This is a genomic window from Cyclobacterium lianum (assembly GCF_900143075.1).
GTDB lineage: Bacteria > Bacteroidota > Bacteroidia > Cytophagales > Cyclobacteriaceae > Cyclobacterium > Cyclobacterium lianum.
Genome location: NZ_FRCY01000009.1, coordinates 113,178 through 125,075, shown reverse-complemented (window position 1 = coordinate 125,075; position 11,898 = coordinate 113,178). Strand labels below are relative to the sequence as shown.

The 11,898-nt window shown below is 44.8% G+C and carries 13 protein-coding genes; all 13 read right to left on the bottom strand.

The window, feature by feature from the left end:
* Positions 1 to 57: 57 nt before the first annotated feature.
* The 13 genes from BUB19_RS15255 to rpsK all read right to left on the bottom strand — a co-directional run bounded on the left by BUB19_RS15255 (position 58) and on the right by rpsK (position 11,898).
* The gene (locus BUB19_RS15255) at positions 58 to 1,086 is read right to left on the bottom strand and encodes a sugar phosphate isomerase/epimerase family protein (RefSeq protein WP_073095427.1); all 1,029 of its coding nucleotides are present in this window, start codon (positions 1,084 to 1,086) and stop codon (positions 58 to 60) included.
* A gap of 108 nt (positions 1,087 to 1,194) precedes the next feature.
* Positions 1,195 to 2,412: a hypothetical protein gene (locus BUB19_RS15250; RefSeq protein WP_073095426.1), complete on the bottom strand. Its 1,218-nt coding sequence runs from the start codon at positions 2,410 to 2,412 to the stop codon at positions 1,195 to 1,197.
* A gap of 95 nt (positions 2,413 to 2,507) precedes the next feature.
* The gene (cysM, locus tag BUB19_RS15245; protein ID WP_073095425.1) at positions 2,508 to 3,386 is read right to left on the bottom strand and encodes a cysteine synthase CysM; all 879 of its coding nucleotides are present in this window, start codon (positions 3,384 to 3,386) and stop codon (positions 2,508 to 2,510) included.
* Between the two features lie 11 nt (positions 3,387 to 3,397).
* Entirely contained in the window at positions 3,398 to 4,234 is an 837-nt protein-coding gene (locus tag BUB19_RS15240) for a serine O-acetyltransferase (RefSeq protein ID WP_073095424.1), read from the bottom strand.
* A 14-nt stretch (positions 4,235 to 4,248) separates the two neighbouring features.
* A complete protein-coding gene (locus BUB19_RS15235; RefSeq protein ID WP_073095423.1) occupies positions 4,249 to 4,824 on the bottom strand; it encodes a hypothetical protein in 576 nt (191 codons plus the stop codon).
* Entirely contained in the window at positions 4,805 to 5,092 is a 288-nt protein-coding gene (locus tag BUB19_RS15230; protein WP_073095496.1) for an FtsB family cell division protein, read from the bottom strand. The genes BUB19_RS15235 and BUB19_RS15230 overlap by 20 nt, the downstream gene beginning before the upstream one ends.
* Positions 5,093 to 5,166: 74 nt before the next feature.
* Positions 5,167 to 6,390 carry a carboxypeptidase-like regulatory domain-containing protein gene (locus BUB19_RS15225; RefSeq protein ID WP_073095422.1) on the bottom strand — a complete coding sequence of 408 codons (1,224 nt, stop codon included), beginning with the start codon at positions 6,388 to 6,390 and terminating at the stop codon, positions 5,167 to 5,169.
* A gap of 309 nt (positions 6,391 to 6,699) precedes the next feature.
* A complete protein-coding gene (gene eno / locus BUB19_RS15220) occupies positions 6,700 to 7,977 on the bottom strand; it encodes a phosphopyruvate hydratase (RefSeq protein WP_073095421.1) in 1,278 nt (425 codons plus the stop codon).
* A gap of 20 nt (positions 7,978 to 7,997) precedes the next feature.
* Complete coding sequence (carA, locus tag BUB19_RS15215) at positions 7,998 to 9,089, bottom strand: glutamine-hydrolyzing carbamoyl-phosphate synthase small subunit (protein WP_073095420.1); 1,092 nt, start codon at positions 9,087 to 9,089, stop codon at positions 7,998 to 8,000.
* Positions 9,090 to 9,216: 127 nt separating this feature from the next.
* Positions 9,217 to 9,849, bottom strand: a complete 633-nt coding sequence (rplQ, locus tag BUB19_RS15210) for a 50S ribosomal protein L17 (protein ID WP_073095419.1) — start codon at positions 9,847 to 9,849, stop codon at positions 9,217 to 9,219.
* A 5-nt stretch (positions 9,850 to 9,854) separates the two neighbouring features.
* Positions 9,855 to 10,844 (bottom strand): DNA-directed RNA polymerase subunit alpha, encoded by a 990-nt coding sequence (locus BUB19_RS15205; RefSeq protein ID WP_073095418.1) that lies wholly within the window; start codon positions 10,842 to 10,844, stop codon positions 9,855 to 9,857.
* 32 nt (positions 10,845 to 10,876) lie between these two features.
* Positions 10,877 to 11,482, bottom strand: a complete 606-nt coding sequence (rpsD, locus tag BUB19_RS15200) for a 30S ribosomal protein S4 (RefSeq protein WP_073095417.1) — start codon at positions 11,480 to 11,482, stop codon at positions 10,877 to 10,879.
* 17 nt (positions 11,483 to 11,499) lie between these two features.
* Complete coding sequence (gene rpsK / locus BUB19_RS15195) at positions 11,500 to 11,898, bottom strand: 30S ribosomal protein S11 (protein ID WP_014020645.1); 399 nt, start codon at positions 11,896 to 11,898, stop codon at positions 11,500 to 11,502.

The following is an 11,898-nucleotide window of genomic DNA, read 5'->3' as shown; positions in this document are numbered from 1 at the left end:
ATGGTCTAAAGGTATTTCAGCGCCCCCGCCAATGGCCGGGGTGCTTTAGGTATTTGCTCAGGCGAGGGCTTTTCTACAGTATTCCAGGCATTTCTGCACTTCGCGGATCGCATCCGACCCCTCCGGAATCTGATGTTCCAATTCAATAGAAGCTGGGAATTTGTACCTGCTTTGCTGCATCTTTTGTAAAATCTCCACGATCGGCGTATCTCCGGTACCCCAGGGGAGGTTTCCCTTGCCATTTGCCGGGCTTTGCCTGTCCTTGGTATGCATGCTTAATATCCTCTTGTGGTGTTTTTCCAAGAAAGCCATGATATCTGTATGCCCTGCAGCTATGTAATGACCGGCATCAAAATTCAATGCATTCCTGGAGCTTTGGGCCAGGGCAGTATCCCAGAAGGTGAAGGTTTGTTGCTCATGGCCATGATACGCTACTGATATCTTGTGTTGTTCTCCCATTTTTCCCAATTTCAATGTATGGGCATCATCAGAAGGGTGTTCCAGAGTGACGTGGGAGGCTCCGAGTGCTTTGGCTGCTTTCATGCCATAGGCAATTTCTGCATCGGTATTGTTCTGACTGAAAGCGCCGGGCTTAAAGGCATAAATACTTACCCCCGCATCTTTATACATTTTACGGACTTGTTCAAATTTCTGAAAATCTGCTTTAGCCCTCCATGCCGCGACTACCTTCGCATAATCAGCTGCTTGCTCCTGAAGTGAAGCAAACTCTTTTGCTTCGTCATCAGTAAGTGTTTCACCACTTCGCCTTTTTCCAGCCAGTTGGTACATTCGCCTGCGGTCAAGGGTCGATTCCGGCATGCCGGCAAAAGATTCAGCCGGTCCTCCCATCAATTCTATAGCATTGATACCGCAGTCAGTAACATATTTCAAGGTAGCTTCAGCACTTTGGTCAGGCAGGGAGCGGAAGGAATACGTGATGCAGCCTATCTGCACACCATTGATTTTCGAGTCGGGCTTGTTGTAGTTCCTGATAATGGCCGGAGCTCCATTTGACCAGCCAGGGAGTAATGACAGACCCGCCATGCCAAGAACCGATTTGATTAAAAATTCTCTTCTATTATTCATTGTGGACCACGCAAGGTTATAAAGGTAATATAGGCATTTTTTTGATGTAGTTGATGCAAAAACAGCCGCTCTATTTCAAATTAACGTCGGCATGGCATTATCAGAAGCTCATCCCTTCCTTTTTTGTTTGATATCGTCAAATAGAGCAGTGATGACTTCCCTGTTGCCTTCCAGATCCAGGCCGACTTCATCGGCCAATGCTTCCAGATCCGGTTCCTTTCCAGCATTGATATATGGGAGTGCCAGCGCCATCAACTCATTCAGCTTTTTCATCTCTACATCAGGATCTTCCTGGTCCAGATCTTCTTCAAAAAGCAATTCATAGGGCATGAGTTCGATTTCCTTTTTAAGGATCTCCTGCGCAGCCGTCAACATGGAGGGGCGAACATAGATATCTGCCGGAACACCTACGGAAACTCCCAGCTTCTTAAAAGCTTTGACCAATCCCATATATCCTGTCTCCGTCATGGCTGTGACCTGGAGAAATTTTGCTTCCTGATCGTAATAAGCAGCAGCAAAGTGCGGCTTGTTTTCCATTCCAGGTAATTTGATTCGGTATACCATGTCTATGCGGTCCACCTCAAACTCATTTTCTAAATCTGCTTCATTCAAAATAATGTCATCTAATTCTGACAGTACCAGTTCCAGCACCTGCCCCTCATGTATGGTCAACGGGTAATTAGATCTTCCGAAGAGCATCATATAAGGTACGGGATTTTTATCCACGTCCTGCATCAACTCCTCCTCGTCCGAAATTGAAGAATTTACCTCGGTTGCATAAAAGAAAATGTCATCGGCAGAAAAACTCCGGTAGCCAGCCAGGGGACCATAGGTTTGCCAGCAGGATCCATTGAATGCTATCAGGTTAAACCAAAGTTCTATGTCTCCATCTTTCGATATATCCGCCATGCCCGGAGAATACAGCAGGTACTTTTCCTCTGTAAATACATCTTCCATATTGTAGAAGCCAGCTTGAGGGCTATCCAAAACTCTTGAAAAACTAAACCGCCAGGGAATGGCAGCCTGCTCTCCAAGCCAGGCGCGTTGTTCATCCTCCAGGTTTTTGACAGCGACATGAGATAGGTATTTGTGAATCAGGCCTCCGTCCTTCAGCACCTTGTGGATGATATACTGTGATTTCAGCAAATTGTACCAGCTCTTGTCTACAGTCTGGGTGATGTGCCGGTAGGTTCCGAGTCGTAGATCTGCCTCCCTGTCCAGCTTATTTTTCTGTGCAGCATAATAAAGTAAAAACTCATCCAATACTTTGGCGGAAATTGCCGAATTAACCCTGCAATGGGCCTCTATTGCTTTGTAGTCATTCATGCGGGGCAAGATAAGGGATATTTTCCACTGCCGAAAAAGGCGTGGAAAAAAATTAAAAATATTAAAAACTTTGTCAGCTTTCTGATCCCAGGTAATCAGCCAAACAGGTTCGAACTCAGGTAGCGGTCGCCCCTGTCGCAGGTAATGCAGACGATCAGTCCTTCCTCGAGCGTTTTCGAAAGTTCTATGGCCGCATGAAGCGCCCCTCCACTACTCATGCCGGCCAGAATACCCTCCTCTTTGGCCATTCTACGGGTCATAACTGTCGCCTGCTCCTCGCTGACGTCGATTACCTGATCCACTCGTTCAGGCTCAAAAATCTTTGGTAAAAACTCCGGAGACCACCTCCTGATGCCCGGGATACTTGAACCATCGGTGGGCTGTGTCCCGACGATCCGGATGTCAGGGTTCTTTTCTTTGAGGTACCTGGATACACCCATGATAGTACCGGTAGTACCCATTGCTGAAACAAAATGAGTGATTTTTGAGTCAGTATCCCTGTATATTTCAGGGCCGGTCGTTTCGTAATGGGCCCTGTAGTTGTCCGGGTTGGCAAATTGGTTCAACATGTGAAAACCCTCGTTTTCTGCCATTTCCTCTGCCAGGGTTCTCGAGTATTCGATGGTTTTCTCTGCAGGGGTCAGCACGAGTCTGGCTCCATAAGCTTCCATGGATTGTATCCGCTCTTGGGTAGAATTGTCAGGCATTACCAGAGTCATTTGAACTCCCAAAAGATTGGCCACCATGGCCAGTGCAATGCCTGTATTCCCGGAAGTGGCTTCGATCAGTTTGGATCCCCGGCCGATATCTCCGCGGTCAAGTGCGGCACGAATCATAAAATATGCGGCCCGGTCCTTCACGGAACCTCCCGGATTCTGGCCTTCAAGTTTACAAAGAATTTTCACTCGGGGATTGGTTGGAATCCGCTGTAGCTCAATTAAAGGGGTATTCCCAATTAATTCAAATAACTGCATAGCTGGGTATTTCAGGCATCACTTTTCAGCACATAAAAGTCTGTCAGGTTTGAAGCCCCATCGTAAATTTTTGTCTGGTAATAAATTTTACTTTTTGGAGGAATACTTTTGGTCAACCATACATTGCCACCTACCACACTGCCTTTGCCAATTACTGTATCCCCACCCAAAATGGTAGCTCCGGCATAAATGACTACATCATCTTCGATGGTAGGGTGTCGTTTTTTATCTGCATCTTCCTTGTTCACACTCAGGGCACCTAAGGTCACCCCCTGGTAAATTTTCACCCTGTCCCCCACAATTGTGGTCTCACCGATGACTATCCCTGTAGCATGATCTATACAGAAGTGACGTCCGATTTTGGCTCCGGGATGTATGTCTACACCGGTTTTGCCATGAGCATATTCCGTTATCATTCTGGGAATCAATCCAATACCCAACACGTGCAATAAGTGGGCTATGCGATAGGCAGCAATGGCATAAAAGCCGGGGTAACAACGGATGATCTCGGTTTTTGACTTCGCAGCCGGATCCCCATCAAACATGGCTTGCAGATCTTCGTGTACCCTTTCAAAAACCTCTTTTTCCAATCGATCAAAAAATGCATGGGACAGGGCCGCACCATCAGCGTGATGCAAAGCCTCATTTTTTTTGAGTATCTGTTGCAGTTGTTCCCTCAATTGAAAAAATTTCGCCTGCAGGGCCTGTCGGTCTCTGAGTATTTCATTGGCATGCTCCGGGAAAAGTATACCCAGGATATCGTCAAAAAAGCGATTAATTACTTTTGGGGATGGACATTCCGGGCAGTGGTTGTGGGCTTTGTGCAATCGGTCTATGAATGAATCCATGCTTGACTGTAACTTTAAAATACAAAACCCACTCTGATGACATATGGTTCATTATAGGGGGATCTTCTGTTGTCGTAGCTAAAGTTATACAACAGCATAAAGTTCATCCCACCTCTTTCTCCAAATGGGGTAAAATAGCCGGCTCCTCCAAATAAACCGGGAACCCAATCTCTGGTGAAGACTACATCATTGGTATTTGGAATGGGATTGGCCACCTCTACGTTCAAGGCTTCGTACTCTGCATGCAGAAAAATCCTGGGCAATACATTAAACCTGTTAAATAGCCGCCCTCCATAAATATGGGCATCTCCATTCTGGTAAAACCGGTTATTCAGATACTGATAGGTAGCTCCCAGGCCTGCAGAATACCGCTCAGTAATCATCACGCCAGCCAAAGGGGATATTTCGACAAAGGTGATGGTGCCAAATTGAAGACTTCCGTTTCCACCAAAATACATGCGTTCCTTTAACGGGGGATTGTCTTCCGGGTAGATCTGCCGCTGTCCAAAGCTAGTGGTCAGGGATAAAAAAAACAGGAGCAGCATACTTGCTGCTGCTTTAAACCAAAAATCATTCTTCCACAATAACATACAGGTCTTCCGTTTTCCGTTTCATCAAATAGCGCTCCCGCGCAAACTTTTCCAGCAACTCATAATTGCTTAGCAATTCTTCTCTTTCAGCCTGTATTTTTTCCTTTCGCTCCTGGTAAAATTCCTTCTGATCTTCCAGATCATTCAGCTTTGACCGGAGTTTAATATGGCTGATGATATCATTGCTGTCAATAAAAACCATCCATATGATGAATAAAACGGTAAATACGAAGTAGAAGTTTTTGGTATACCTGATGTATTTGGCCATTTCCTTACTGTATGTTTTTCCAAATATAGGAAAACTATCGACAACCATCCAAAAACAGTGTTCCGTTGCTGGCACTATTCTGGTAATTCAAAATCAATCGGTACGGCATCCCCCATTCTCTGCCAACTCCAATATCCTTCCACAAACAACTTAAGGGCAGGATCTTCCAATCCTGTCGGATATATCTTCACAGGAGCCGTCTGACTCAACAGAGAAACCGGATAAGGTGACCTGGGTGCTTCACCAGGTGCAAACGAATCCACAAACTCTCTGCTCAACCTCCCTTTTGTATACGTGATTTGCAAAAAATCTTCAAATTCCAGTTGCAAGGTCCCCTCCCCATCTAGGACCTGGCTGTAGGCCGATTTTTGCAAGGTATCCGGCGAAACCAATTCTACTGTTTTGGGAAGAGATTGCTTTCTGACAATCGCCAGGAGCGAGTCCCTAAACGGGCTATGGGGCATCTCTTCTACGATTTTAAGTTGTCCCTTTGCCTCCAGAATCCTCCTGTCTGATGGCCTGTCCGGATTGGGGATCAGCTTCATTCTTCTGACTTCGAAGCCTTCCTGAGCTAAGGAACCTTTCAGCAAGCTATGTCTAAAATGCAACCAGGAGCCCTGATAGGCAGTCATCCGGTTTTTTTCCCAGCGGCGCTGTTTCATTTTTCCACCCTCCATTTGCGAATACCGGGGGTACCCGGAAAAGTGAAATGTCCTTTTGTCCGTATCCAATTCAAAAGAAGTCAAAAGATAATTGATACGGTATCCCAGGGCATGGTTTTCTATCGTTAAAAAGTCAATGCTGTGTACTTTCAATACCTTTTGATCAAAGTCTATAATCAATACCTCCGGATTGAGGATCTTGCAGCTCGCAGCAAACTGACTACTACCTAAAAAATGGTATTCGAAGGTCCTCAGATTTTCATACCATTCCGGGCTTCTTTCCCCATCCACCAGGAGCTCGTTGAGGTCAATTGGCCGTTGTGCCATCTTAAATAGAAATCGAGGTGACTTATCAGAGAAATCTGCCGAAAAAATGAGACTTTCGTAACCTACCAGAGACAAGACGAGTTCATAATGACCTGCGTCCATTTCCAGCTCAAAATGTCCGTTTTCATCGGCCACAGTGCCTCCCGCAGTATTGTTTACAAATACTGTAACAAAAGGCAGAGGTAAATCTGTTTCCTCGTCCACTACCCTTCCTTCTACCATGATCCTCTGGGCTTCTGAAGGAAAGGCAGCCGTTGTTCCCAGCAAAAGAAGAAAAACACCGAGGATACAGAACGATCTCATTTTCATTGTAGCAATATTTCAATAAACCTAAGAATACGGCAAACAAAAACCAATTGTACCGGGAGGTGTTTATCGCCCTGCCTGACATAAGGGGAGGCATTTCCTCAGTTACGGAAAATCCAAACCCAGGCCATTACTAACGTGAACGGTTAAAATCATGCTGCTCTAAGGAGAGATCGGGAGGGTGTTTATCAAAATTTTAACAGTGGAATAAAAAAAGAAAAACCCACTCAAAGCCAAAGGCTCTAAAAGGGTTTTTCTGATTTGATTTCATTCTTTTCTATGGGTACATTACCCAAAGAAAGTCTTTTTCCTTTAAAACTTCAATCCCGGGAAATAGGCCGCATCTCCCAATTGCTCTTCGATTCTGAGCAACTGATTGTATTTTGCCATCCTGTCGGAGCGAGAAGCAGATCCTGTTTTGATTTGACCTGTATTGAGTGCCACGGCCAGGTCCGCAATAGTGGAATCTTCTGTTTCTCCTGATCTGTGGGACATCACGGATTTATATTTGTTTCGGTGACACAGTTCTACGGCGTTGATGGTTTCTGTCAGCGATCCTATTTGGTTTACTTTTACCAAAAGCGCATTGGCAATTTTCTCATCGATGCCTTTTTGTAACCTCTCCACATTGGTAACGAACAGGTCATCACCTACGATTTGGATTTTATCACCAACAGACTCCGTCATCATTTTCCAACCCTTCCAATCGTCTTCCTGCATGCCATCTTCTATGGACTTGATCGGATATTTATTGACCCATTCTGTCCAGTAGTTTGCCATTTGTTCTGAAGTCAGCTCGTCGCCGGTAGATTTTTTGAATACATACAGGCCTTTATCTTCGTCATAAAACTCTGAAGAGGCTGGATCCATCGCGATAAACACGTCTTCTCCAGGACGAAATCCTGCTTTCTCTATAGCCTGCAATACCACTTCAATAGCCTCTACATTGTTTTTCAGATCAGGAGCAAACCCCCCTTCATCCCCCACATTTGTAGACAGACCCTTTGCCTTCAAAACCGCTTTTAACTCATGAAAAATATGCGCACCCATTCTGAGAGATTCGGAAAAGGAGGAAGCACCAGCCGGCATGACCATAAATTCCTGAAAATCGATCCCGTTGTCTGCATGGGAGCCTCCATTCAAAATGTTCATCATGGGCACGGGGAGCGTATTGGCGTTAACACCTCCTATATAGCGGTACAATGGCTGTCCCGATTCCATTGCGGCGGCCTTGGCTACAGCCAGCGAAACACCCAAAATGGCATTCGCTCCCAACTTGGATTTATTTTTGGTACCATCGAGGTCACGCATGAGCTGATCAATCTGATTTTGCTCGAACACATCAAACCCAATCAGCTCCGGAGCGATCAGGTCATTGACATTGGCAACCGCCTGCAAAACACCTTTACCCATATAAACGCTTTTGTCGCCATCTCTCAACTCTACAGCTTCATGCACACCAGTGGAAGCACCACTGGGCACTGCCGCCCTGCCAAAGGCACCATTATCTGTAAATACATCTACCTCAACGGTAGGGTTACCCCGGGAATCTAATATTTGTCTTGCGTGAATGGATTGTATCAATGTCATATCAAAATAAGGTTTATGGTTTAGTTCTTTAATAATGAAATAAATTGCTCGAATAGGTAACGGGAGTCATGAGGGCCCGGAGAACTTTCCGGATGGTATTGGACAGAGAATGCAGGCTTATCCTTTACTTTTATGCCTGCTACAGTGCCATCATTGAGATGTAAGTGAGTGATTTCCAATTGTTCGTTCAGATCAATATCTTCCCGACTCACAACGAAACCATGATTCTGCGAGGTAATCTCGCTCTTACCGGTAGTCATATTTTTGATGGGATGGTTTAATCCCCTGTGGCCATGGTGCATTTTATAGGTGGAAATACCACAAGCTCTGGCCAGCAGTTGGTGTCCCAGGCAAATCCCGAACAAAGGTTTGTTCATCTCCAGAATCTCTCTGGTGGTATCTACGGCATATTGCATTACAGCCGGGTCACCGGGGCCGTTTGAAAGAAAATAAGCATCCGGATTCCACTGCTCCATCTCCGCGAGACTTGTCCTGGCCGGAAACACCTTGCAATAGACTCCGCGCTCTGCAAAGCACCTGAGAATATTCTTTTTAATCCCATAGTCGATACATGCTACCCTGATGGGAGCTTTTTCATCGCCATGGTAATAGGCTGTCTTTGTCGATACCAAAGAAGAAAGCTCAAGTCCATTCATATCCGGCACCTTTTCTAATTCCGCTTTCAGGGTATCCAGGTCGTCTATTTCGGAACTGATAATGGCATTCATGGCACCTTTGGACCGGATATGTCTCACCAGCTTCCGGGTATCCACATCTGCTATCCCGGTGATTCCGTGACGCTCCAGATATTGTTGCAAGGATTCCTTCGCATCAACACGACTGTATATTTCAGAAAAATCATTAACAACGATACCGGCAATCAAGGGTTTATCAGATTCTGCATCTTCATCGATTACCCCATAATTCCCTATGTGAGCGGTGGTGTTGACGATTATTTGCCCGGTATATGAGGGGTCGGTATAAATTTCCTGATAACCGGTCATGCCGGTGTTGAAGCAAATTTCTCCACCGTTTGTACCATGACTACCTACTAAACTACCGGTAAATACGGTTCCATCTGCTAAAAGGAGGGTGGCTTTTTTCTTGTTCATATCAATTTTTGATAGGCAAATTTAAGAAATTTATCATAAGTAGTAGAAAGCATTTAAATAAAAGGGCATAAAAAAGGGATTGAACAATTGCTCAATCCCAAATTCTATTTATCCGATAAACCATAGATTACTCAGACTTTTTGTCTTCATCTTTCTTGTCTGAATCCTCCTCAGCCGAAGCTTCAGGTGACTCGGGCGCACTATCTGCAGGCTTCTTTTCTGCATCTTCGGAAGCCTTAGCTTCTTCAGTATCCTTTGCCTTTTTACCCGACTTTGGCTTTTCTTCTTCTTTAACTTCTTCAGCTACAGGTACATTAGCCGAATCACTACCTTTTCCAGAACCTCTCCTGCTTCTTCTGCGGCCGGATTTTTTGACAGGCTGATCTTCTTTCAGCAACAATTCATTGTAATCTACCAACTCAATGATACACATTTCCGCATTGTCTCCGAGTCTGAAGCCTGTCTTGATGATCCGCGTGTAGCCACCGGGTCGGTTCCCGATTTTCTCCACTACTTCACCAAAAAGGATTTTGATGGCTTCTTTATTCTTCAGATATCCAAACGCTACCCTTCTGTTGTGGGTGGTATCTTCTTTGGCCTTGGTGATCAAAGGTTCGATATATTTCCTCAGCTCCTTGGCTTTGGCGAGGGTAGTAGTGATCCGCTTGTGTTCCAGGAGAGACATGGCCATATTTGAAAGCATGGCCTTTCTGTGCGAGGCGGTTCTACCTAAATGGTTAAATTTTTTACCGTGTCTCATTTTAATTATTCTTCATCAAGTTTATACTTAGAAAGATCCATACCAAAAGTGAGGCCTTTTTCCTGGATCAATTGCTCCAATTCTGCCAGGGACTTCTTTCCAAAGTTTCTGAATTTCATCATGTCGGAAATCTCCAGTTTGGCCAGATCACCCAGGGTTTTTACATCTGCCGCTTTGAGGCAATTGTAGGCCCTTACAGAAAGATCCAGGTCACTGAGGGAAGTCTTCAACAATTTTCTCATGTGAAGATACTCCTCGTCTATGGGTTCGATTGCCCCGCTGCCAGGTGCATCGATCACCATGGTCTGGTCCGAAAACAGCATGAAATGCTGGATCAGAATCTTGGCAGATTCCTGCAAGGCTTTTTCAGGATGAATAGACCCATCCGTGCTGACCTCCATGATGAGTTGCTCATAATCGGTCTTTTGTTCTACACGGGTATTTTCAATTCTGTATTTAACGTTTTTGATGGGTGTAAAAATCGCATCAACAGAAATCGTACCGTAGAGTTGCTCTTTTGGCTTGGACTCTTCCGCAGGAAGGTACCCTCTGCCCTTATCAACACTAAGCTCCACCTCCAACGATTTGGAATCGTCCAGATGACATATGACCAATTCAGGATTCAAAATTTCAAATGAGGTGGTAAATTTGGCAATATCACCAGCGGTAAAAACATCCTTGTTCTTTACCTCTACGGAAATTTTGTTGTCGATGGCATCATGGATTTTCTTGAATCTGACCTGCTTGAGGTTCAGGATGATGTCAGTAACGTCTTCGACCACTCCTTCTATACTGGAAAATTCATGCACCACACCAGGCAATTTTACCGTGGTAATGGCATATCCCTCCAGTGAAGACAAAAGAATCCTTCTGAGGGCGTTTCCAATGGTTACCCCGTATCCTTTTTCAAGTGGTTTGAAGGTAAACAGACCATGAAAATCGTCTGCCTTTTCCATTACCACCTTCTCTGGCATTTGAAATGCTAATATGGACATATCTTTAATTCTTTTTTTAGGAATGAATATGATTACTTAGAGTACAGTTCGACGATCAGTTGCTCTTTTATGTTCTCCGGGATATCTTCCCTTAGGGGAACACTAACAAACTTTCCGCTCAGGGAACCATTGTCCCACTCCAACCAACTGTACCTGGTTGTTCCTCTTCCTCTAAGACTTTCGGTAATCGCTTCCAGTGATTTTGATTTCTCTCTTACAGCTACCACATCACCGGGCTTCAACAGAAAAGACGGGATGTTGACCACATTCCCATTTACAAGAATATGTTTGTGTGAAACCAATTGTCTCGCTCCTCTTCTGGTAGGAGCGATACCCAAACGGAAAACAGTATTGTCCAATCTGCCTTCCAAAAGTTGCAACAGATTTTCACCGGTAACACCTTTCTTCCTGGAAGCAATGTTAAACATCTTGGCAAATTGCCTTTCCAAAACGCCATAGATATACTTGGCTTTTTGCTTTTCCATCAACTGGATGGCAAATTCAGACTGCTTTTTCCTTCTGCCCCTACCGTGCATTCCAGGAGGATAATTTTTCTTCTGAAGCACTTTGCTTTGCCCTTCTATGGGCTCGCCAAATTTTCTGGCAATTTTTGCTTTTGGACCTCTATATCTAGCCATGCTTATTTTTCTTTAAATTAAACTCTTCTGCGTTTGGGAGGACGACAACCATTGTGCGGTAATGGTGTAACATCGGTAATGGTCGTTACATCCAAACCCACATTCTGGAGGGTTCTGATAGCAGATTCTCTGCCTGCTCCCGGACCTTTCACAAATACCTCGATCTTTCTCAAACCCAGGTCATAGGCTACTTGTCCGCAGTTTTGAGCAGCCATCTGAGCAGCATAAGGCGTATTCTTTTTAGAACCCCTGAATCCCATTTTACCAGCAGACGCCCAGGAAATCACCTGACCGGAATTGTTGGTAATTGAGATAATGATATTGTTGAAAGAAGCTTTGATGTGGGCTTGTCCCACTGCTTCAACCTTAACAACCCGCTTTTTAGCTTTTGTCTTTTCGTTTCTTTTCTGAGCCAT